The organism is Devosia sp. Z11_6, from assembly GCF_058133665.1.
The window spans coordinates 255,086-276,838 of the sequence record NZ_JBYUNQ010000001.1 but is presented as its reverse complement, the minus strand read 5'-3'; the positions used below and the strand labels follow the sequence as shown (position 1 = coordinate 276,838).

Annotated in this window: 23 protein-coding genes; 10 read left to right on the top strand and 13 right to left on the bottom strand. The window is 63.4% G+C overall.

Annotated features, from left to right (window positions below):
• Nucleotides 1–185: 185 nt before the first annotated feature.
• Both AC3YMN_RS01305 and AC3YMN_RS01300 read right to left on the bottom strand, forming a co-directional pair.
• Entirely contained in the window at nt 186–662 is a 477-nt protein-coding gene (locus AC3YMN_RS01305; RefSeq protein ID WP_489888644.1) for an NfeD family protein, read from the bottom strand.
• 10 nt (nt 663–672) lie between these two features.
• Nucleotides 673–1,650 (bottom strand): SPFH domain-containing protein, encoded by a 978-nt coding sequence (locus tag AC3YMN_RS01300; RefSeq protein ID WP_127754056.1) that lies wholly within the window; start codon nt 1,648–1,650, stop codon nt 673–675.
• A 135-nt stretch (nt 1,651–1,785) separates the two neighbouring features.
• On the opposite strand from AC3YMN_RS01300, the gene ku reads away from it, so the two are divergent.
• Both ku and ligD read left to right on the top strand, forming a co-directional pair.
• Nucleotides 1,786–2,691, top strand: a complete 906-nt coding sequence (gene ku / locus AC3YMN_RS01295) for a non-homologous end joining protein Ku (protein ID WP_489888643.1) — start codon at nt 1,786–1,788, stop codon at nt 2,689–2,691.
• A 3-nt stretch (nt 2,692–2,694) separates the two neighbouring features.
• On the top strand, nt 2,695–5,379 hold the full coding sequence (gene ligD / locus AC3YMN_RS01290) for a DNA ligase D (protein WP_489888642.1): 2,685 nt from the start codon (nt 2,695–2,697) through the stop codon (nt 5,377–5,379).
• Here ligD and modB read toward each other — a convergent pair.
• From modB to AC3YMN_RS01265, 5 genes are all read right to left on the bottom strand, one after another.
• A complete protein-coding gene (gene modB, locus AC3YMN_RS01285) occupies nt 5,376–6,056 on the bottom strand; it encodes a molybdate ABC transporter permease subunit (RefSeq protein WP_489888641.1) in 681 nt (226 codons plus the stop codon). The two genes, ligD and modB, sit on opposite strands and share 4 nt — an antisense overlap.
• A gap of 7 nt (nt 6,057–6,063) precedes the next feature.
• Nucleotides 6,064–6,798, bottom strand: a complete 735-nt coding sequence (gene modA / locus AC3YMN_RS01280; protein WP_489888640.1) for a molybdate ABC transporter substrate-binding protein — start codon at nt 6,796–6,798, stop codon at nt 6,064–6,066.
• A 27-nt stretch (nt 6,799–6,825) separates the two neighbouring features.
• On the bottom strand, nt 6,826–7,461 hold the full coding sequence (eda, locus tag AC3YMN_RS01275) for a bifunctional 4-hydroxy-2-oxoglutarate aldolase/2-dehydro-3-deoxy-phosphogluconate aldolase (protein ID WP_489888639.1): 636 nt from the start codon (nt 7,459–7,461) through the stop codon (nt 6,826–6,828).
• Between the two features lie 93 nt (nt 7,462–7,554).
• Nucleotides 7,555–8,061, bottom strand: a complete 507-nt coding sequence (locus AC3YMN_RS01270) for a hypothetical protein (protein ID WP_489888638.1) — start codon at nt 8,059–8,061, stop codon at nt 7,555–7,557.
• Between the two features lie 64 nt (nt 8,062–8,125).
• Nucleotides 8,126–9,085, bottom strand: a complete 960-nt coding sequence (locus AC3YMN_RS01265; RefSeq protein WP_489888637.1) for a carbohydrate kinase family protein — start codon at nt 9,083–9,085, stop codon at nt 8,126–8,128.
• A 222-nt stretch (nt 9,086–9,307) separates the two neighbouring features.
• On the opposite strand from AC3YMN_RS01265, the gene AC3YMN_RS01260 reads away from it, so the two are divergent.
• Nucleotides 9,308–9,871: a TRAP transporter small permease subunit gene (locus AC3YMN_RS01260; RefSeq protein ID WP_489888636.1), complete on the top strand. Its 564-nt coding sequence runs from the start codon at nt 9,308–9,310 to the stop codon at nt 9,869–9,871.
• Complete coding sequence (locus AC3YMN_RS01255; protein WP_489888634.1) at nt 9,871–11,259, top strand: TRAP transporter large permease; 1,389 nt, start codon at nt 9,871–9,873, stop codon at nt 11,257–11,259. Before AC3YMN_RS01260 ends, AC3YMN_RS01255 begins: the two co-directional genes overlap by 1 nt.
• Nucleotides 11,260–11,336: 77 nt before the next feature.
• Here the strand turns inward: AC3YMN_RS01255 and AC3YMN_RS01250 are convergent, their stop codons facing one another.
• On the bottom strand, nt 11,337–12,437 hold the full coding sequence (locus tag AC3YMN_RS01250) for a TRAP transporter substrate-binding protein (protein ID WP_127754066.1): 1,101 nt from the start codon (nt 12,435–12,437) through the stop codon (nt 11,337–11,339).
• A gap of 250 nt (nt 12,438–12,687) precedes the next feature.
• On the opposite strand from AC3YMN_RS01250, the gene AC3YMN_RS01245 reads away from it, so the two are divergent.
• Genes AC3YMN_RS01245 through AC3YMN_RS01235 form a run of 3 tightly spaced genes read left to right on the top strand, consistent with a single transcriptional unit; the run spans nt 12,688 to nt 14,402 of the window.
• Nucleotides 12,688–13,080: a COG4315 family predicted lipoprotein gene (locus tag AC3YMN_RS01245; protein ID WP_489888633.1), complete on the top strand. Its 393-nt coding sequence runs from the start codon at nt 12,688–12,690 to the stop codon at nt 13,078–13,080.
• Between the two features lie 18 nt (nt 13,081–13,098).
• Nucleotides 13,099–13,605 (top strand): sigma-70 family RNA polymerase sigma factor, encoded by a 507-nt coding sequence (locus AC3YMN_RS01240; protein ID WP_489888632.1) that lies wholly within the window; start codon nt 13,099–13,101, stop codon nt 13,603–13,605.
• Nucleotides 13,602–14,402, top strand: a complete 801-nt coding sequence (locus AC3YMN_RS01235; protein ID WP_489888631.1) for an anti-sigma factor family protein — start codon at nt 13,602–13,604, stop codon at nt 14,400–14,402. The genes AC3YMN_RS01240 and AC3YMN_RS01235 overlap by 4 nt, the downstream gene beginning before the upstream one ends.
• A 5-nt stretch (nt 14,403–14,407) precedes the next feature.
• On the opposite strand, the gene AC3YMN_RS01230 is transcribed toward AC3YMN_RS01235, so the two are convergent.
• Complete coding sequence (locus AC3YMN_RS01230; protein WP_489888630.1) at nt 14,408–15,595, bottom strand: alpha-hydroxy acid oxidase; 1,188 nt, start codon at nt 15,593–15,595, stop codon at nt 14,408–14,410.
• Nucleotides 15,596–15,699: 104 nt separating this feature from the next.
• Nucleotides 15,700–17,250, bottom strand: coding sequence for a UxaA family hydrolase (locus tag AC3YMN_RS01225; RefSeq protein ID WP_489888629.1), 1,551 nt, complete (start codon nt 17,248–17,250; stop codon nt 15,700–15,702).
• Between the two features lie 124 nt (nt 17,251–17,374).
• On the opposite strand from AC3YMN_RS01225, the gene AC3YMN_RS01220 reads away from it, so the two are divergent.
• Nucleotides 17,375–18,124, top strand: a complete 750-nt coding sequence (locus tag AC3YMN_RS01220; protein ID WP_489888628.1) for a GntR family transcriptional regulator — start codon at nt 17,375–17,377, stop codon at nt 18,122–18,124.
• A 42-nt stretch (nt 18,125–18,166) separates the two neighbouring features.
• On the top strand, nt 18,167–19,015 hold the full coding sequence (locus tag AC3YMN_RS01215; protein WP_489888627.1) for a fumarylacetoacetate hydrolase family protein: 849 nt from the start codon (nt 18,167–18,169) through the stop codon (nt 19,013–19,015).
• A gap of 110 nt (nt 19,016–19,125) precedes the next feature.
• Here the strand turns inward: AC3YMN_RS01215 and AC3YMN_RS01210 are convergent, their stop codons facing one another.
• A complete protein-coding gene (locus AC3YMN_RS01210) occupies nt 19,126–19,500 on the bottom strand; it encodes a RidA family protein (protein WP_127755291.1) in 375 nt (124 codons plus the stop codon).
• Between the two features lie 117 nt (nt 19,501–19,617).
• Between AC3YMN_RS01210 and AC3YMN_RS01205 the strand changes: the two genes are divergently transcribed.
• Complete coding sequence (locus AC3YMN_RS01205) at nt 19,618–19,914, top strand: GNAT family N-acetyltransferase (RefSeq protein ID WP_248305123.1); 297 nt, start codon at nt 19,618–19,620, stop codon at nt 19,912–19,914.
• A 3-nt stretch (nt 19,915–19,917) separates the two neighbouring features.
• Here the strand turns inward: AC3YMN_RS01205 and AC3YMN_RS01200 are convergent, their stop codons facing one another.
• Nucleotides 19,918–20,958 (bottom strand): DUF3298 domain-containing protein, encoded by a 1,041-nt coding sequence (locus AC3YMN_RS01200; RefSeq protein ID WP_489888626.1) that lies wholly within the window; start codon nt 20,956–20,958, stop codon nt 19,918–19,920.
• Between the two features lie 97 nt (nt 20,959–21,055).
• Nucleotides 21,056–21,676 carry an alpha/beta hydrolase gene (locus AC3YMN_RS01195; RefSeq protein ID WP_489888625.1) on the bottom strand — a complete coding sequence of 207 codons (621 nt, stop codon included), beginning with the start codon at nt 21,674–21,676 and terminating at the stop codon, nt 21,056–21,058.
• Nucleotides 21,677–21,753: the final 77 nt, after the last annotated feature.

Genomic DNA, 21,753 nt, shown 5'->3' with positions numbered 1-21,753 from the left:
GCCAACAGCACGCCAAGCAAGCATGCTCCTGCTGATCGCCGCCGCTGCATTTTGAACCGCACGCTCAAATCCCGCTCCACCCGCCTGTTCGCGGCGCCCGAGGGTTGTCGCTGCGGCCAACCTGTCAGTGTATGGTTAAAAAACCGTTCGGGGCGGCGTGTCGGCAACAGGTTGAACGCGGGCGTCTATGCGTTGGTTGAGGGAGCAACCTGGTCAGCTGGCACTACCCGCAGCACCGGACCATTGCTGCCGGTCACCCGCACCCGTGTGCCCTGCGGCAAATCGGGGCCGGACACCCGCCACACACTATCGCCAAGGGCTACGCGCCCGAACCCGCCCTCAATCGGGGCCTGGAGCGCCACGACCTGCCCCACCAGGCTTTCGGCGCGCTCATTCAATTGCGGGTGGTCGCTTTCCGGCGGGCGCGAGCGGCTCCAGCGCACCCAGACAAAGATCGCGATCAGGGACAGGCCCCCGAACAGCAGCCATTGCAGCGGCCAGGAAATAGGCTGGAAAAACAGCATCAGCCCGGTGACGATACCGGCAATGCCCATCCAGACCAGGAACCCGCCCGGCACCACCAGTTCCAGCGCCAGCAGCACCAGTCCCGCGACGATCCAGGACCATGGTCCATAGCTTGCGATAAAACTGATGACTTGCATGGCCTGTTTCTCAGCTCTGGCCGGCGCTAGGCGGCCGTGCTGACCGGGGCGGTGCTGCCGGCGCACCAAAAGTCTCGCGGGCGATTTCCGCAATGCCGCCAATAGAGCCGATGACGCTCGCGGCCTCCACCGGCAACATCAACACCTTCTGGTTGGGTGAAGTCGCGATCTTGCCTAGTGCTTCGATGTAGTTGTTGGCCACGAAATAGTTGATCGCCTGCACGCTGCCCGAAGCGATGGCATCACTGACCATCTGGGTGGCCTTGGCCTCTGCTTCAGCGGACCGCTCGCGAGCCTCCGCGTCCCTAAACGCGGCTTCCTTGCGCCCCTCAGCTTCCAGAACCTGCGCCTGCTTGGCGCCTTCGGCCTGCAGGATCGCGCTTTGCCGGCGCCCTTCGGCCTCAAGGATCGCCGCGCGCTTCTCGCGCTCCGCCTTCATCTGCCGGCCCATAGATTCAACCAGATCCTTAGGCGGATCGATATCCTTGATCTCGATGCGGGTGATTTTGACCCCCCAAGGGGACACAGCCGTATCCACCACCCGCAGCAGACGCTCATTGATCTCGTCGCGATGGCTCAACAACTCGTCGAGATCCATCGACCCCATCACCGTGCGGATATTGGTCATGGTGAGGTTGAGAATAGCGTTTTGCAGGTCGGTGACTTCATAGGCCGCCGCCGCCGCATCCAGGATCTGGTAGAAGGTGACGCCGTTCGCCGTCACCGTGGCGTTGTCACGGGTGATCACTTCCTGATGAGGAACGTCAAGCACTTGCTCCATGACATTGATCCGTTTCCCCACGCCATCAATGAACGGCACGATGAGGTTTAGACCCGGCTTGAGCGTGCGGGTATACTTCCCGAACCGCTCGATGGTGTAGTTGTACCCTTGGGGTACCGTCTTTGCCCCGGCGAACAGCACAAGCAGGGCCAGGATGCCCAGCACAATCAGCGTGATGCTGAGCCCATCAAGCGCAAATCCGTCCATTGATCCATCCTTGGTTCCGCCTCGTCTTGGTCATGGACCTTAGGGGGCGCACTGGCCTGACGCAATTGGGTGGGCGGGAACAAAGCCCATCACGGACTCGTTTACCGCCAAAGTTTCCCCGCGCGCGAGTATCCCATGGCAGCGTCACGTCCCGTCTGGAAAGGTCAGCTTCGTTTGTCGCTCGTGTCCATTGCCGTCGAGCTTTATACGGCCACCAAGAGCAACGCCAAGCCGTCTTTCCACCAGATCCACGAGCCCACCGGCCAGCGCATCCACTACGAAAAAGTGGTTGAGGGCGTCGGACCCGTGAACCCCGACGAGATCATGAAGGGCTTTGAATACGAAAAGGGCGACTATGTCCTCCTCACCGACGAGGAGATCGACGCCGTCAAGCTCGACACGCGCAAGACGCTGGAGCTGACCCAGTTCGTTGGTGCCTGCGAGATCGACCCCATCTATTTCGACAAGCCCTACTTCGTGGTCCCGGCCGACGACCTGGCCGAGGATGCCTTCCGCGTCATCCGCGATGCGCTGCGCGAAAGCCAGAAGGTCGGGCTCGGTCAACTCGCTCTGCGCGGCAAGGAATATCTCGTCGCCATCAAGCCCACCGGCACGGGCCTCCTCATGGAAACGCTTCACTACGAAGAGGAAATCCGCAAGGCCGACCCGTTCTTCGCCGAAATTTCCGCCAAAAAGGCCGACCCGGACCTGCTCGAGGTCGCGACCGCCCTTATCGACAAGAAAACCGCCAAGTTCGACGCGGGCGTGTTCAAGGATCACTATCAGGCGGCGCTCCGCGATCTGATCGCGCAAAAGCTCAAGTCCAAGGGCAAGAAGGTCGAGGCCAGCGATGACGCGCCCGACGACAAGCCGAATACCTCCAACGTGGTTGATCTGATGGCCGCGCTCAAAAGCAGCCTTGAGGGGAGCAACGGCTCGGACAAGGCTCCGGCCAAAGGAACGGCAAAGGCGCCGCCCAAGACCAGCAAGTCACGCTCTACGGCGGAAAAACCCGCAGCCTCTCGCAAAAAGGCGAGCTAACCAATGGCTACCAAGTCCGACACGCTGCTCAAGGACTACCGCGCCAAGCGTGACTTCGCCAAAACGCAGGAGCCATCCGGCGAAAGTGCCGCCAAGCAGGAGCAGGCCGGCGCCCCCCTGAGCTTTGTCGTGCAAAAGCACGATGCCACCCGCTTACACTACGATTTCCGTATCGAGCTCGATGGCGTGCTCAAGAGCTGGGCCGTCACCAAGGGACCATCGGACAATCCTGCCGACAAGCGGCTGGCTGTCCATGTGGAAGATCATCCGCTCGACTATGGCACTTTCGAGGGCACGATCCCAGAAGGCGAATATGGCGGCGGCACCGTGATGCTCTGGGACGAAGGCACCTGGGAGCCGATCGGCGATCCCCATGAGGGCCTCGAAAACGGCGACCTCAAAATGCGCATCAACGGCAAGCGCATGAAGGGCGAATGGGTGCTCGTGCACATGAAAGGGCGCGATACCGCCCGCAAATCCGGCCCGGCCCGCGAGAACTGGCTGCTGATCAAGCACAAGGACGATTACGCCAAGCCCGAGGAAACCCTCACCACCCGTTTCACCACCTCCGTCTCGACCGGTCGCGACCTTGCCGGCATCGCCAAAGGGCTCAAGCCCAAGAAAGCCAGTGCCACACCGGCCGACGCCGTCTGGCATTCCAACCGCGAGCCCACCCCCGACGCGGCATCAAAAGCCAAGCCGACTAAAACCACCAAGCCCGCGCGCAAATCATCCGCCAAATCGCTCGCCCTGCCCGAGTTCCGGCCACCCCAACTCGCCACCCTGGTTGACGAGGTGCCGCAGACCAATGGCTGGGTGTTCGAGATGAAATATGACGGCTACCGGTGTCTCGCCGCGCTGTCAGGCGACCAGGTGCGGCTCTACACCCGCAACGCCAATGACTGGACCACCCAGTTCGCCGCCATCGTTCCAGCACTTAGCCAGGTCACCTCCGGCTCGGCCCTGATTGACGGGGAGCTCTGCGCCTTGGACGACAAGGGCCGCACCGATTTCTCCACCCTCAAGAACGCGCTTTCCACGGGCGAGTCCCTGGTCTACTTCGCCTTCGACCTGCTCGAGCAGGATGGCGAGGATCTCACCACGCTCCCGCTGACGGAGCGCAAGACCCGTCTGCAGGCGCTGCTCGGAGAAACCGGGCCCGATAGTCCCATTCAGTTCTCCACCCACGTCGTCGGCAACGGCCTGCGCGTGTTCCAGAGCATCTGCAGCGCCGGCCATGAAGGCGTGATCGCCAAGCAGGCCGACGCGCCCTATCGCGGCGAGCGCTCCCGCTCCTGGCTCAAGGTGAAATGCTCCAAGCGGCAGGAATTCGTCATTGCCGGCTGGAGCACCTCGACCAAGAAGAAATCCTTTGCGTCCCTGCTGCTAGGCACTTGGGAAGACGGCAAGCTGATCTATCGCGGCCGCGTCGGCACCGGCTTCACCCGCGACGAAGCCCAGGCCCTGCAGCAACAGCTCGATGCCCGTGCCAGCAAGACCAACCCCTTCAGCAATATCCCCCGGGCGGCCACCCGCGGCGCCAATTGGGTCAAGCCCGAGCTGGTGGGCGAAGTTGCCTTCACCGAATTCACTCCCGATGGCGTTTTGCGTCACCCCTCCTTCATGGGCCTGCGCGAAGACAAGCCGGCCAGCGAAGTTGTCATCGAAGCCCCCGCCGCGCTGCCGGCCGAGGCGAGCAAACGCAGCGCGGCCAAATCGGCACCGGCGGCCAAAGCCGAGGCTCAAGAGCCCGCTGAGCCCGCCAAACTCGATCGCGAGGCGGGCCTTGCCGCCGCCGAAAAGGCCGGGCTGCACATCACCTCGCCCGATCGCGTCATCTATCCCGGCCAAGGCGTGACCAAAGCCGATCTGCTCGCCTATTACGCCGCGGTCGCCGATCGCATGCTGCCCTATATTGCCGATCGCCCGCTCAGCCTCGTGCGCTGCCCGCAGGGACGCGCCAAATACTGCTTTTTCCAGAAGCACGATTCCGGCGGCTTTCCCGATGCGATGAAATCGGTGTTGCTGACTGAAAAGGATGGCAGCGAGGAAGATTACTTCTATATCGACTCGGTCGCGGGCCTGCTCGCCGGCACGCAAATGAACGTCATGGAGTGGCATCTCTGGGGCGCCCGCAAGGACGACGTGGAGCGGCCCGAACGCATCATCTTCGACATCGACCCCGATGAAGGCCTGGCCTTTGCCGATGTGCGCGCCGCCGCCCGGGACATCGCCAAACTACTGGAAGAGCTGGGCCTCAAGACCTATCCACTGGTCAGTGGCGGCAAGGGCATCCATGTGATCGCCCCGCTAACCCCAAAGGCGCAGTGGCCCGAGGTCAAGGCCTTCTGCAAGCGGGTGGCGCAAGTGCTGTCCGAGCGCGAACCCGACCGGTTCATCGCCAATATGAGCAAGGCCAAGCGCAAGGGGAAATTCTTCGTCGATTATCTGCGCAACGAGCGTGGCTCGACGGCCGTATCGCCTTGGTCCAGCCGGTCGCGCGAAGGCGCTCCAGCTGCCGTGCCTGTCACCTGGGAGGAACTCGAAGCCGTTAACGCGGCCAATCAGTTTACCCTGGCGTTGGCCGCCGAGCGGGCGAAACGACCCGACCCGTGGACCGGCTATTTCGATGTGGACCAGGCCATCACTCCGGCCATGCGCAAGGAGGTCGGCACCCCCGACGCTTAGGGCGCGGTTTGCACCCGCACCCGCCCAAGCGTCGTGGTCAGCACGATCGCCAAAAAAGCGAACACCACCATGCCCGCAGCCAGCAGGTGAGCGGTGCTCCAGTCCAGCCGCTCCACATAGTCATAGATGGCAATGGACAACACCTTGGTCTGCCTGGGAATATTGCCCCCGATCATCAGCACGACCCCGAACTCCCCCACCGTATGGGCAAAGCTGAGCACGGCTCCCGCCACATAGCCCGGCCGCGCCAACGGCACCGCCACCCGCCAGAAGCGCTGCCAGGGACTGGCGCCCAGGCACAGCGCCGATTCCAGGGGCTCACTGCCGATCGCGGCGAAGGCCCCGCGCAAGGGCGCAATCATGAACGGCAGCGAGGACAGCACCGAGCCAATCACCAGCCCGGCAAACGAAAAGGCGAGCGTCCGCCCACCCCAGAGGGCGGCGAGGCTCCCGCCTGGCCCATTGGGCCCGAGCGCCAGCAACAGATAAAATCCGAGGACAGTCGGCGGCAGCACCAGTGGCAGGGTCAAGAGCGCCGCCACCGGCTCCACCCAGCGCCTGCGGCTGCGCGCCAGCCACCAGGCTATAGGCGTGCCGGCAACAACGAGAATGGCTGTTGTAACCGTCGCCAACAGCAGGCTCAACCCGACCGGTTGCAGGATCTCGGCCATGTTCATCGCCGGCTCACTGCTCGATCCGGTAGCCCGCCGCCTCGATCAGCGCCACAGCCGCATCGCTGCGCAAGAACTCGAGAAATGCGGTTGCCGCCGGATTGTCGGCACCCGGCTTGAGCAGCACGGCATCTTGCCTGATCGCCGTATACAGCTCGCTCGGAACAATCCACACGCCGGAGTGGCCCTGCACCTGGCTCAAACCCACAAAGCCCAGCTCGGCATTGCCGGTTTGAATGAACTGCAGGGCTTGGCTGATGTTCTCGCCCAGAACGAGCCTGGGCCGGAGCGCGTCATAGATCCCCAGCGAGGTCAGGGTTTCAACCGCCGCTTGCCCATAGGGCGCCGCCTGCGGATCGGCGATGGCGAGCTTTTCGAACCCGCCACCTAGCGCCGCTGGCCCATCGGTCACATCGAGGCTCATGCTGTACAGCGCCAGAACACCGGTGGCATAGGTGAAGACGCTGCCCCCCACGCCAAAGCCTTCATCCACCGCACGTGCTGGCCGCTCGTCATCGGCGGCCAAGAGCACGTCGAAGGGCGCCCCTTGCGTGATCTGGCCATACAGCAAGCCCGTGGCGCCAAAGCTGAACTGCACCTGGTGCCCGGTTTGCGCGGAAAACACCGGGGCCAACTGTTCGGCAACGCTGGTGAAGTTGGCCGCAACGGCGATCCGGGCCAACTCGGCCTTGGCCGGCCCGACCAACAGCGCTCCCCAGGCGGCGACAACCAGCACCATCTGCTTCATCGCCGCCGCTCCGGTTCCTGGTGCTGCTTAGCCGCGCAGCGTCGAGGCTTCGCGCGCCAGCGCTTCGATCCGGCCAAAGTCATTGGCGGCCAGCGCATCGGCCGGCATGATCCAGGAGCCCCCGACGCAGATCACATTGGGCAGTCCGAGATAAACCTTGGCCTTGGCCGGATCGATGCCGCCTGTAGGGCAAAAGGTGATGTCGGGGAGCGGCGAAGCAAAGGCCTTGAGCACCGGCGCGCCACCCAACGCTTCGGCGGGAAAGAACTTGAGGAAGCTATAGCCGCGTTCCGCCGCCGTCATGGCTTCACTCGGGGTGCCAATGCCGGGCAACAGCGGAATACCCATATCGTCGGCCGCATCCAGGATACGTGGCGAGATGCCCGGCGAAACCATGAACCGGCACCCGGCATCCACCGATTGCTTCATGTGCTGGGCGGTCCGCACCGTGCCCGAGCCGACAATGGCCCCGGTGACCTTGCCCATTTCCTCGATCACCTTGAGCGCATTGGGCGTGCGCAAGGTGACTTCGAGAATGGGCAGTCCACCCGCCACGAGCGCTTCGGCCAACGGCCGCGCCAACGCCACATCATCGAGGATGATTACGGGCACCACGGGCGCGAGCGACAAAATGGAGCGCATGGCTTGTGCGTCTTGCGGCATGGGAACTCTCACGGCAAAGGAACGATAGCACAGGGTTATGAGCTTGCCGGCCTGCCTGCAACCCCGTTGCGCAGCAAACGCCGCCGATTTGACCTATCGCGCCGCAGCTCGCATAAAAACCTGCATCCGGTGAAATGCCAAACCTTCCGGATCGGGAGCCGCCTCGGGGTCGCTGGGCAAAGCGAGCCGGCCATCGGCATTGAGCCTGGTCAGCAATTCACGATCAAGCCGGCTGAGATCAACAATGATCTCGTAGCCCGGCCCAATGGTCAGATGCCCCGCCTCAAAGGCCTGATGCGCTTCAGTGCTGAGGCAAAGAAAATTGCTGACCTGCAAACTGCCGCCAGCGTCGCGTGGCCGCAGGGGCGTAACCTCCAACCGCGAAGGCGCACTCTCTGCCCCCGCTTCGACTCCGGTCAGCGCGCAACGATGGCCATATTGGCTGAGCACGCTCTGGAAGAGCCCCGTATAGCTCTCCAGCGGCTCAGCTTCGAAGCCACCAAAGGGCACCGCAGCCTCTTCAAGCCCGCGCAGCCAATAGGCCGGGTTGCCGGGATCGTCGATCCCGCGATTGCTGTCATCATCGCCGCCGTCAACCACGTACCGAGCTTTCCGGATTGGATTGCCGGAGCTTATACGTAATTAGCCGCAGCTAAAAGGCGGATCAGAATTGTGCCTCTGCGAGCACCCGGTCCACCTGGCTACGAACCGGCGGCCGGCAGCCCTTTTCGGCGCAGTTGAGACCGGCCACCACGGCGCCAAAGCGCAGCGTGGTTGCGAGCGCCGCATCATCGAGCCCCTGCAACGCGCCTGCCCGCAGGGCGCCGGTTTCGCCCAGCCAGGTCAGGATACCTGCCATCAAGCTGTCCCCTGCCCCCACCGTGTCGCCAAACACCGGCGGCGCATAAATCCCGACCTGCGCGGTGCCCGACGCCGTAAAGGCGCGCGATCCCTTTTCGCCCAGGGTCACCACCACCAGCTCGCAATTGGGTCGCGCCAACAACTCGGCGGCATGCGCCTCGATGCTCTTGCCCGCATCCAGCGCCTCCAGATCCTCTTCCGAAACCTTGATCACATGGGCAAGATCGAGAAAGGACGACAGCCGCTGCTTGTAGCTCTCAAAGTCATCCACCAGCGATGGGCGAACATTAGGGTCGATCGAGATCGTGGCGCCCTTGGCGACTGCCGCCCGTACCACGTCGAGCCACGCAGCCGCGTCCTCGGGCAGGATCGGACAAAAACCGCCGATCTGATACAGCGATAAATCCTCGGGCAAAGCCGCGATCATGCTCGCCGCAGTAAATGCGCGATCTGCGCCTCGGTAAAACTCATATTTCGCCTTGCCCTGCGCGTCGAGCGTCACCACGGCCAACGTGGTCGGCGCCGCGACCCGCTCCTGCAGCAGGGTTTGCACACCCGCCTGCGCCAGTGGCTCGAGCAGGTAGGAGCCAAACCCATCCTCGGAGATGGGACACAGATAACCCGTCGCGTTACCGAGCTTGGCGAGCGCTATGGCGCAGTTATAGGGCGAACCACCCGGATGCGCCTGCATCCGGATCTCCTCACCCCCTTGGCGCGGCTCGGATACGAGATCAATCAGGCTTTCCCCACCCACAACAAACATGCGCGCTCCTTTGTCGGCGTTTTGCTGCCGTTCTGCAGCGCCATAGCATCTAGGGCGACCTTGTCACCAGCAGAGTGCAGTTTTGCCCCTTCTAGCGATTACTAACAAGTTGACGCAAAGCGTCGATGCTGTTCAATCGCAGCATCAAAATTTCCGTGCTCGGCAAGGAGTTGGGTCCCCAAAGATCCGCAGCCGTGCGGAAACTCTGCTGGGGGATATCGATTGCTATTGCTCGCCATGCTCGTCAGGGGCATCAGCGCCATCAATTGGCTTGTGGGACAAATTCTGTCCTGGCTCGCCTTGGCCTGTGTCCTCGTATGCTTCACCGTTGTGGTGCAGCGCTACTTCTTCAACACATCAACGCTCTGGGTGCAGGATCTCTATGTCTGGCTCAGTGGCGCCATGTTCACCGGGGTGGCCGGCTTTGCCCTGCTCCGCGACGACCATGTGCGCGTTGACATCTTCTACCGCCCCGCTTCGGTACGCTGGAAGGCGACTGCAGATCTGTTTGGTGTCGTCTTCTTCCTGCTGCCCTTCATGTATGTGGTGCTGGCCTACACCTATCCCGCCGTCGCCCGCTCCTGGGGCTATTATGAAGGCTCCAGCAATATCGGGGGCATGCCCGGTCTCTTCGTGCTGAAGAGCTTTGTGATCGTCTTTGCGGTCCTTGTCGGGCTGCAAGGCATCGCCATGGCCCTGCGCTCGATCCTTGTTCTCACCAACAACGAGAACCTGTTGCCCACCGATCTGCGCTACGGCGCTAACGACGTCAAGGAAGCGCATTGATGGACCCTGTACTGATCGGGGAGATACTCTCCGCCTTGATGTTTGTGGGCGTGGTCGGCGTCCTGATGCTTGGCTTTCCGGTGGCATTTTCGCTTGCCGGCACCGCGCTGATCTTTGGCCTCGTCGGCTGGTGGCTCGGCGTTTATGACCCCTCCAATTACGGCTCCCTGGCCGGCCGCTATTTCGGCCTGATGACCAGCGAAACGCTAGTTGCCGTGCCGCTCTTTGTGTTCATGGGCGTCATGCTCGAACGCTCCGGCATTGCCGAGCAATTGCTCCTCACCATGGGCAAGCTCTTCGGCAATCTGCGCGGCGGCCTCGCCCTTTCGGTGATCGTGGTTGGTGCCCTCCTCGCAGCTTCCACCGGCGTGGTCGGCGCAACCGTTGTCACCATGGGCCTGATCTCCCTGCCCGCCATGCTCCGGGCCGGCTACGATCCAAAGCTGGCCACCGGCGTGATTTGCGCTTCCGGCACGCTGGGCCAGATCATCCCGCCCTCAACCGTCCTGATTTTCATGGGGGACATGCTCTCGGGCATCAATGCCCAGGTGCAGATGGAAAAGGGCAATTTTGCCCCCGAGCCGGTCTCGGTCGGCGCCTTGTTCGCCGGCGCCATTCTGCCTGGCCTGCTGCTGGTCGGGCTTTACGCTATTTGGGTCATCATCAAGGCAATCATCGATCCAAAGTCGGCGCCGGCTACGCCCGTGCCCGAAGATGAGAAAAAGCATCTGCTGCGCGAAGTCTTTGTCGCCCTGGTGCCGCCGCTCCTGCTGATCATCGCGGTTCTGGGCTCGATCCTGGCCGGTATGGCGACCCCTACCGAAGCGGCATCGGTCGGCTCCGTCGGTGCCATGATCCTGGCGGCAATGCGGTGGCGCTTGAGCTTCTCGGTCCTCAAGCAGGCGGTGATCTCGACCGCCACCATCACCTCAATGGTGTTCATCATCCTGTTTGGCGCGGCAGTGTTCTCCGTCGTGTTCCGCATGATGGGCGGTGACAATTTGGTGCATGAATTCCTGTCCAACATGCCGGGGGGCGCAATCGGCGCCACCATCATCGTCATGTTGATCATGTTCCTGCTGGGTTTTATCCTCGACACTTTCGAGATCATCTTCATCGTGATCCCGATCACGGCGCCAGTGCTGCTGGCCTTGGGTGTGGATCCGATCTGGCTTGGCGTCATGGTTGGCGTGAACCTGCAAACCAGCTTCCTGACCCCGCCCTTCGGCTTTGCCTTGTTCTATCTGCGCGGCGTGGCCCCACCGCGGGTCAGCACCGGCATGATCTATCGCGGCATCATCCCCTTCGTGCTGCTACAGATTTTGGCGCTGTTTATCCTGTTCTTCTTCCCCCAACTGATCACCTGGTTGCCCAGCATGCTGTATTAACCTGTGGTCGATCACTGACCCACAAACAAAAAGCCCGGGCAAATTGCCCGGGCTTTTCTGCATCCAACCGATGCCGCTTAGCTGTACTGGACGTATTTTTCGCGCGCCACGAGATAAGGCATGTCGGTGTTCTCGGTGCGGGTGCGCAGCAGGTTGAACGCGGCGATAAAGCTCTCCGCCGTCTTCTTGGTCAGCGGGTCGCCGCCTTCACGGATTTCGGTCAGCAGTTCAACCGACGCCTTGGCACCAGCCTCGACGATCTCCTCGGGGAAAGCGCGGACCTGAACGCCATGTTCGCTGACCAGCGCCGCGAGCGAGCGAGGCTCATTGGCATACATGTCCGAAGCAACGTCGTCGTAAGCCGCCTGGGCGCAGGTGGCGACGAGTTCCTGCAGGTCTTCCGGCAGTTCGGCGAGCTTGGACTTGGACACCACCAGTTCAGTGGCAAGGCCCGGCTCAACGAAGCTGGGGAAGTAGTAGTTCTTGGCGATCTGGTAGAGCCCCAGCGCCATGTCGTTATAGGGCCCGACGAACTCGGCAGCATCAAGCGTACCCGACTGGAGGGCGGCAAAGATTTCGCCTGCCGCCAGATTGGTCACCGAAGCGCCCAGCTTGGCCCAGACCTGACCACCCAGGCCCGGCGTGCGGAAACGCAGGCCCTGCACATCGGCAACCCCGGTTAGCTCATTGCGGAACCAGCCACCGGCCTGCGTGCCGGTGTCGCCCGACATGAAGCCCTTGACGCCGAACTGGTCGTAGATCTCGTCCCAGATTTCCTGGCCGCCGAGATAGCGCATCCAGGCGGTGTGCTCGCGGCTGGTCAGCCCGAACGGCACGCCGGTAAAGAACGACAGGCCCTGGCTCTTGTTCTGCCAGTAATAGGGCGTGCCATGCATCATCTCGGCCGAGCCATCGATCACGGCGTCCAGCGCCTGTAGGCCCGGCACCATTTCACCGGCGGCGAAAACCTGAACGTTGAGCCGTCCGCCTGAAGCGCGGCCGATCCGGTCCGCCAGCCTTTGCGCGCCGACACCCAGGCCCGGAAAGTTCTTGGGCCAGGTCGTAACCATGCGCCAGTTGATGGTGCCCTGCGCAATTGCCGGAGCAGCCAACGTAGTTGCGGCTGCAGCACCAATCGTGGCCACCGATGCGGACTTGAAAAACTCGCGTCTTTTCATGCACTTCCTCCCAAAGGTGCAGCTTTGCTGCACAAATACCGTTGTCGCGCCGAGACCAGCCTTTGGCCGTGTCCGTGACAAGTTGAAGTAAAAAATCAGCCGGCACGCCGCCTGTCCAGTATCTTGTTGCAATCCCAGCAAGATCGTCTCTGCAAAGGTTTTTTTGGCCCACCGGGATTAAACCGCTTCGGGCGGTGTTGACGCTGCTGAGGGCCGCTTTGCCGCCCCGCCAAACCGGAAGGAAAACTCCATGTCGATCCGCATGTTTGTTGCCACCGCCTCCGCACTCGCCTTGTTCGCCACCCCTCTTGCCGCCGCCGAATATCTGGGCGGCGCGGTACAATCCACCGATATCGAGGGCAAGATGGTCCTGACCGATGCCGATGGCATGACCCTTTATATCTTCGATAAGGACGAGCCCGGCGTCACCAATTGCTACGAGAAATGCGCCACCAACTGGCCCCCACTCATGGCCGAGGACGGCGCCACGCCCGAGGGCGAGTTCACTTTGGTCGATCGCACCGATGGCGGCCAGATGTGGGCCTATAAAGGCTGGCCGCTTTACTACTGGAAGGACGACATGGAGCCCGGCGATATCACCGGTGACGGCGTGGGCGGCGTCTGGCATCTTGCAATCGAATAAGGACAGCGGAAGCCTGGGGTGACCGAGTTCCTCGACGAGGTCGAAGCCTGCGTGCCAGCTCTCCGGCGTTATGCCAGGGCGCTGACGCGCAGTGCCGACCTCGCCGATGATCTGGTGCAGGATTGCCTCGAACGCGCCATCTCGCGTCGCAGCCTGTTCCGGCGCTCTGGACCGGTTCGCGCCTGGCTCTTCACCATTCTGCTCAACCTTTATCGCAATGACCTGCGCGCCCGTCACCGTGAAGGCGCGATGATGCCGCTCGACGCCATCGCCGAACCAGCAACCGCCGCGCCCCAGCCCGGCCATCTCGCCCTGGCCGAAATGGCGCGGGCCATCGAAACCCTCCCGCCCGGACAAAAGGAAGCCTTGCTGTTGATTGCCCTTGAAGGCCTCTCCTATGCCGAGGCCGCTGCTGTCCTTGGAGTTCCGCTGGGCACGCTGATGTCTCGCCTCGGCCGCGCCCGCGCCGCCCTGCGCCTTCTGACCGGCACCCCGGCCGAGCCGCATCTGAGGACTGTGAAATGAACGCCCCCAGCCGCGATACGCTGATGGGCTTTGCCGACGGGCAGCTCGACCCCACAACGCGCGAGCAGGTCGAGGCCTATCTGGCCGCCAATCCTGACGTCGCGGCTGAAGTCTCAAATTGGGCCCGCCAAAACGACGCCATTCGCACCTTGTTCGAGCCAGCAGGGGCGGAGCCGGTACCGGTGAGGCTGCATCCCCGGCGGATGGCCGCCGAGCTCACCACCCGCCGCCACCGCCTCTGGCGGCAGGCCCTCGCCGCCGTCCTCCTTGTGGGTTTGGGCCTGGGCGCAGGCTGGTTCGCCCGTGCCTGGTCGCCTGCCCCGCAGCCCAGCACTGTGCTGATCGCCGATGCCGTGCGCGCCCATGACGTGTTTGTGGCTGAGAACCGCCACGCCGTGGAGGTCGCCGCCAGCGAAGAGGATCACCTGACTTCCTGGCTTTCCAACCGGCTGGAAACGCCCCTCGCCGCGCCCGACCTCGCGGCCGAAGGTTTCACCTTGGTGGGTGGCCGTCTGCTGCCCGGCACGGCCGCGGCCGGCGGTCGCGCCGCTCAGTTGATGTACGAAAATGCTGCGCGTGACCGGGTAACCATCTATGTCACCGCAGCCCTGCCCGACCGCGAACACGCCTACGAATTCGCCAGCCTAGAAGGGGCGGAAGCCTTTTACTGGGCCAATGCCCGCATCACCTGCACCGTGGTGGGCACCCTGCCCCCGCCGCAGATGCAAACCGTCTCGCAGGCGATTTACCGGCAACTGACCGCTGACGGCGAACCTGAAGAACACTATCGCAGCTAGCGGCGTCAGCCATTCGCCCCTAGCGGCGAGTTCCGCGGCGGCAGGTCGATGGAATAGATATTGTGCAGACCCACCGCCTTGATATCGCGCTCTCCGCAGAGCGCCATGGTGATGTCGAGTTCCCGCCGGATGATCTCGAGCGCCCGCGTCACGCCGGCCTCGCCTCCAGCACCCAGCCCCCACAGGAACGCACGGCCGATAAAGGTCCCCTTGGCGCCCAGCGCCATGGCCTTGAGCACATCCTGGCCCGAGCGAATGCCGCCATCGAGATACACATCGGTGCTGTTGCCAACGGCATCGACAATTTCGGGCAGCACGCGGATCGAGGATGGTGCGCCATCGAGCTGGCGCCCGCCGTGATTGGACACGATGATCCCGTCGGCCCCATGCGCCACCGCCTCGCGCGCATCCTCGGGATCGAGAATGCCCTTGACTATCACCGGCCCGCCGAACCGCTCCTTGACCCAGGCGATCTCCTTCCAGCTCAGCGCTGGATCGAACTGGGATGCCGTCCAGGCCGACAGCTTGGAGAGATCCCCCGCAGCATCAACATGCCCCACGATATTGCGAAAGGTGTGCCGCTTGGTGCCCAGCATCTGCATGGCCCATTGCGGCTTGCGCGCCATTTCAAAGACGAACCGCGGCGTGAATTTGGGCGGTGCCGACATGCCGTTGCGCAAGTCCTTGTGCCGCTGCCCAAGAATCTGCAGGTCCATGGTCAGCACCAGCGCCGAGCATTTGGCCGCCTTGGCCCGGTCGATCAGCCGCTCGATAAACCCGCGGTCCCGCATCATGTAAAGCTGAAACCAGAACGGCTTGCCCGTGTTCTCCGCCACATCCTCGATCGAGCAGATGCTCATGGTCGATAGCGTAAACGGCACGCCGAACTTCTCGGCCGCCCGCGCCGCCTTGATTTCCCCGTCGGCGCTCTGCATGCCGGTAAAGCCCGTCGGCGCCAGCGCCACCGGCATGGAGGCCTGCTCGCCGCAAACGGTAGTCGCGAGCGTGCGCCCTTCCATGTTCACGGCAACGCGCTGGCGCAACTTGATCTGGCTGAAATCCTCGCTATTGGCGCGATAGGTTACCTCGGTCCAGGAACCGGAATCGGCATAATCGAAGAACTGCTTGGGCACCCGCCGCTTGGCGATTGCCATCAGTTCATTGATGGTAAGGGCTTTGTCGAGGGCGGACATGGGTAAAAGCTCCGGGCGAGCGGCGTGGCCGAGCAACTTGGATTTTGGCGGTTCATCGAGGCCGCCCGGCTCCGGGCGGCCACTTGGGAGGACGCAGCGCGCCTCTACATGGTCGCGCCGACCTGCCAGGGCACGAACTCGTTGTCGCCATAACCCAGCTGTTCGGACTTGCTCTTTTCGCCCGAAGCGATGCGCAGCAGCAGATCGAAGATTTGCTGGCCCTTTTCCTCGATCGAGACGCCCTCGATGATATCGCCGCAGTTGATGTCCATGTCCTCGGTCATGCGGGCATAAACATCGGAATTGGTGGCCAACTTGATCGAGGGCACCGGCTTGCAGCCATAGGCCGAACCGCGCCCCGTGGTGAAGGCCAGGATATTGGCGCCACCCGCCACCTGGCCGGTCGCCGAAACCGGATCGAAGCCGGGCGTGTCCATGAACACAAAGCCCTTTTCGCGCACCTGCTCGGCATATTCATAGACCGCCGTCAGCGGCGTGGTGCCGCCCTTGGCGGTCGCGCCCAGCGATTTTTCGAGGATGGTGGTCAACCCGCCCAGCTTGTTGCCGGGCGAGGGATTGTTGTTCATTTCGCCACCGCTGCGGCGGGTATAGTCTTCCCACCAGTGGACGCGCTCGATGAGCTTTTCGCCCACCTCACGCGAAACCGCACGGCGCGTGAGCATGTGCTCGGCCCCATAAACCTCAGGCGTTTCGGACAGGATCGCCGTGCCGCCCTGCCGCACCAGCAGATCGACCGCATAACCGAGCGCCGGATTGGCGGTGATGCCCGAATATCCGTCCGAGCCACCGCATTGCAGCGCCAGCATCAGCTCGGACGCATCCACCGTTTCGCGCTGCGCCCGTGCCGCGACCGGCAGCATTTCCTTGATCCGCTCGACGCCCCAGTCCACCATCTTGCGGGTGCCGCCGATCTCCTGGATTGTCATGGTCTGGAAGGTGTCGGTTTCGCTCAGCCCGTAGCTTTCCTTCATCTTGCCGATCTGGAACGCCTCGCAGCCCAGCCCCACCAGCAGCGCTGCGCCCAGGTTCGGGTTGGCAGTATAGCCCCATTGGGTGCGCCGGAAGATCTGATAGCCCTCGCCCTGGATATCCATGGCGCAGCCCGTGCCATGCACGAACGGGATCACACCATCGATATTGGGGTAGTCGGCCAGAATGCCCGAGCGATTGATCTCCTCGGCCATGAACTTGGCGACGGTCGCCGAACAGTTCACCGAGGTCAGGATGCCGATATAATTGCGCGTTCCCACCCGCCCATTGGCGCGGCGGAAGCCCTGGAAGGTCGCCCGCTCGGCCACCGGCACCATCTCGGGCGCCACCGCCCCCTCGGCAAAAGCGTAGTCGTGATGCAGCGTGCCATCGGCGCCACCCATCCCGCAATTGTGCTCATGCACCCAGTCGCCCGCCGCGATCGCGTCCTTGGCAAAGCCGATGATCTGCCCGAACTTGGTGACGGCCTCGCCGGCGCGGATCGGCCGCACCGCGAATTTGTGCCCCTTAGGCACGCGCTTGCCGATCACCACGCCCTGCGGCGTCACCGTCCCGGCTTCCAGATTGGACAGCGCCACGGCCGTGTTGTCGCGAGGGTTCAGCACCAGGGTCCTGGCTTCCGGACGAATCATGGTCTCAGACATAATTGGCTCCACTCATGGGTCTCTGGGCGCTCTCGCCTGCGGACTTGCCGCCAGACTGCGGCACGGGAAAACCGCTCCGCGCGTTGGATTTGCCAGGAACCTCGACTGCGACTAACATGTTAGCATGAGTTCGGAAGCCCGTCCCTACCAATTTCTGCAGCGAAGCCATGCCCCAGCGCGTGGCAGCGTCACCCTTGATGTGACCAATTCGCTGCGCCAGGCGATTGTCTCGCTGCAACTGGCTCCCGGCGAAACTCTCGACAAGGCAGCCATCTGCGAAGAACTGGGCGTTTCGCGCTTTCCGGTCAGCGAAGCCCTGGGCCGCTTGCAGATCGAGGGCCTCGTTGAAATTGCCCCGCAACGCGGCTCCACCGTGTCCCTCGTACGTATTGCCGATGTCCGGGAATACATGCTGATCCGCAAGGGCCTCGAAAGCGAAGCCCTGCGCGTGCTGATCGGCAATCACGACGCCGAGGTGATGGCGGCGCTGCACGCCAATATGGCGGCACAACGCACCGCCGCCCTTGAGGAAGACAGCGAGCGCTTCCATGGGCTCGACATTGATTTCCACGACATCATCTTCCGCTCCATGCGGTTCACCAAGATCAAGGGCATCATCGATTCGGCCCGCGCCAATCTCGACCGCGCCCGCCGCCTCATCATCACCCCGCGGCGCCTTGCCCTCACCATTGCCGAGCACCAGGCGATCTTTGACGGCATCCTGTCGGGCGACCAGAACCAAGCCACCTCGGCCATCCGCGCCCATATCGATGCGGTAATGGTTGAACTCTTCGCCTTTGCCCGCGAATACCCACACCTCTTCGCCGACAGCGACGAGAGTGCCGACACCCCCAACACCTTTCCCTATGGCTGAGCGCAATCCGCGCAAAGCCACTTACAACCATGGAGTTCGCCGATGAAACTGCTGCGCGTTGGGCCTAAGGGCGCCGAAAAGCCCGCCATTCTGGCCGAAGACGGCACGGTTCGTGACCTGACCGGCATTGTGGCCGATATCGGCGGGCAAACCCTCTCGGACGAAGGGCTGGCACGCATCCGTGCGGCCGACATCAACGCCCTGCCCCAGCTGCAAAGCGATCGCATCGGCCCCTGCGTGGCCAATGTGGGCAAGTTCATCTGCATCGGCCTCAACTATGCCGACCATGCCGCCGAAACCGGCGCGGCCATTCCCGAAGAGCCCATCATCTTCATGAAGGCCACCAGCGCCATCATCGGCCCCAATGACGACGTCATCATTCCCAAGAATTCGATCAAGCCCGATTGGGAAGTCGAGCTCGCCGTCGTGATCGGCAAGGAAGCCCGCTATGTCGAGGAAGCCGATGCGATGGATTATGTCGCCGGCTATTGCGTCTGCAACGACGTGTCCGAGCGCCACTTCCAGACCGAACGCGGTGGCACCTGGGACAAGGGCAAGGGCGCCGACACTTTTGGCCCCATCGGCCCCTGGCTCGTGACCAAGGACGAAGTTGCCGATCCGCAAAACCTCAAGATGTGGCTCGAAGTGGACGGCAAGCGCTACCAGGACGGCTCCACCAAGACCATGATCTTCGGCGTCGCCCATGTGGTCAGCTATGTCAGCCAGTTCATGAGCCTGCAGCCCGGCGACATCATCACCACCGGCACCCCTCCCGGCGTCGGCATGGGCATCAAGCCCGAGCCCGTCTGGCTCAAGCCCGGCAACGTCATGCGCCTCGGCATCGAAGGCCTCGGCGAGCAGCAGCAGACCGTCAAAGCCTACACCGCCTAAGCCCACCGGACCCGCAGTCGAGACCCTCCCCCTCGCGGGGAGGGATCAAGGGCGGGGGGCGAGAGCTCCGACGCAAGGCACTCTTCACCGGTGCCGCCCCAACCAACGTCCTAAGGCCGCCGTGCCACCAGATCGATCTCGACCAGCGCCCCCACCGCGAGTGCCGTCACCCCCACCGTGGTGCGCGCCGGCAGTTTCCCTGCCTCGAAAAATGTCGGCCACAGCGCATTGAGCGCCGCGTAATCCCGCTCGAACTGGGTGAGGTAGATCCGCGCCATGGTGACGTGCTCGAGCCCCAGCCCGACCCCGGCCAACACCACCCGCAAATTCTCGACCACCCGACGCGTCTGCGCCTCGATCCCCTCCGGCAGCGGTGCATCGGGCGCCGCCGGGTCGGTCGGCATTTGCCCGGTGACGAACACCCAGCCATCGGCCTCCACCGCATGGGAAAACGGCGCCACCGGTTGCGGGCCGGCGGCAATCATGTGGTGAATAGGCATGGACATCTGCGTCTCCAGTTTCTCGCGGCCACCCCGCCGGCAACTTGCCGGCGCCCCGCGGCGTTTTATGATCCGAGCCCAATCCAACCAAGGACGAGCCCCTTGAGCGACACCCAATACACAGTGGAACGTGAAGATGGTCCCAAGAGCGGGCGCTACCTCGTGCGCCTCGATGGCGGGGCAGAGGCGGAAATGACCTACCGCACGGGACCCGATGGCTCCATGGTCATCGACCATACCGGCGTGCCGCCGCAATTCGAAGGCCGCGGCATTGCCGCCCGCCTCGTCAATGCGGCGATCAGCGATGCGCGCGCCGAGGGCTTCAAGATCACCCCGCTATGCTCTTATGTGGTGGCACAGTTCCGCCGCCATCCCGAATGGGCCGACCTGCGCGCCTGAGCCTCAGGAGCCGTAGCGCACCGCATTGGCATTGGGGCCCAGCAGGTCCTCGAGTTTGTCCCAGCCGATGGTGACTGTCGGGGCGCCATAGGCGTAGGCGGCCACCTCATAGGGCTCGAACTGCACAGTGAGCCCGCGGTCATTCTCAAAGCTCCACCGGCGGGGATCGGTTACTACCTCGGCCAGGTCCTGCGGCCCCTCTAGTTGCAGGTTCTCGCCATGCTCTTGTTGCAGCTGCTGCCAGACCAGGTCGAGCAGCTTGCCCTGCCAGCCCTCACCCGTGAACAAGTCGCTGGCCTCCAGCGCGCGGTTCTCGGGAACATAGTAATGCAGATAGGTGGTCGCCCAATTGCCGTGCGCCGCGCCATGCCCATACCAGAAGGTCGACACATCAAGGCTGATCCGGCTGGGCGTGACCTCCTGGACCGTGATGGCGACATCGCTGTCGCTGCTGGTTTCCAGCGCTTCGGCTTCACCCTCGTTTGCCAGCGTGCGCAGGGGCGTCAGTTGATTGGCCTGCGCAACCACGAACTCATTGAACCCCGCGGCTAGGGGATCGTCGCTGTCCAGCAGGGGCAGAGCCAGCTCATGGGTGGCCACCTTCCAGAAGGAATCCGGATCGCCTGCCGCGTCCGGGTCGGGCAGCACTGCGTAGTTGCTCGTGGGATAGAACCGCTTGCCACCCAGCATGCGGCTGCCTTCCAGCACCTTGCCCCGGTTCTCGAACAGGGTGCGCAGGCACGCGACCCCTTCTTCGTCATAGCTCCCCGTGGTCAAGGGCTGCGCATCATCGCTGCAGGCGCGCTGGGCAAAGTCGAGCCAGCTCCGCTGGTCGGCGCGCAGGGCATCCGTTGCTTGGGTGGTCAGCCCACCGGTCGCCGTGGCAAAGCTCTTGGCAAGGGTCTCGTTGGCGCGCGACAGCTCGGGGTTCTCGCAAATGGCGCGCTCGAAAGGCGTGCTCGCCTTGCTGCAATCAAAGCTGGCGGCCGATGCCGGCACGGCCAGCATGGCGATGGTCAAGGCTGTAACAGCGATACGGCTCATCGAAGTCCTCCCCCGGATCGTCATGTGCTAGCACGACAATCCGGTTCGGCAAATGCCCTGCCTTCGACAAGCTTGATCGCCCGGCTCCCGGCTGCGCTCAGGCCTGGGCTGGGGCAAAGGGGCTGAGAAAATCCCGGGCTTCCAGCAGTTCTTCCTGCCGCAACTCATGGCCCCCTTCATGCCAGAAGAGGCGGGTCCGCGCGCCCTGCCCGGCAAAGTACTGCTCGAGCGCCTCGGTGCCTCCGGCCGGCACCATCGGGTCGCGGCGGCCCGCCGTCAGCAGCACCTGCCGCCCTGCCAGACCCGGGCTCGCGGGCGGCGCAAACGGAATAAGTGGGTGCATCAGCACGCTGGCATCAAACAGCTCGGGCCGGACAAACTGCAGCGCTGCGAGAATATTGGCGCCATTGGAATAACCCAGCCCGACAAGCTTGCTTGGCTGGCTTTCCGCCCGTCGCCCCTCGATGAACGCGGCCATACCAGCCACCCGCGCCCAAAGATCGTCCATGTCATAGACACCCTCGCCGGTGCGGCGGAAAAACCGCAACGCCCCGCCTTCGCTGACATCGCCCCGCGGCGTGACCACCCGCGCGCCCGGCAAAAGCTGGCTCCCAAGCCCGAAGAACTGGTTCTCGTCCCCGCCCGTGCCATGAAACAGCACAAACAGCGGTGCCTCCGCTCCCGCACCCGGCGCGTCGCGATAATGTTCGATAGCCATGGCCTCACTCCTCGGGCTTGTCATGGCCAGGAATATCGGCCACCGACCGGCGGCGGCGCAACCGCGCGTTAGCGCTA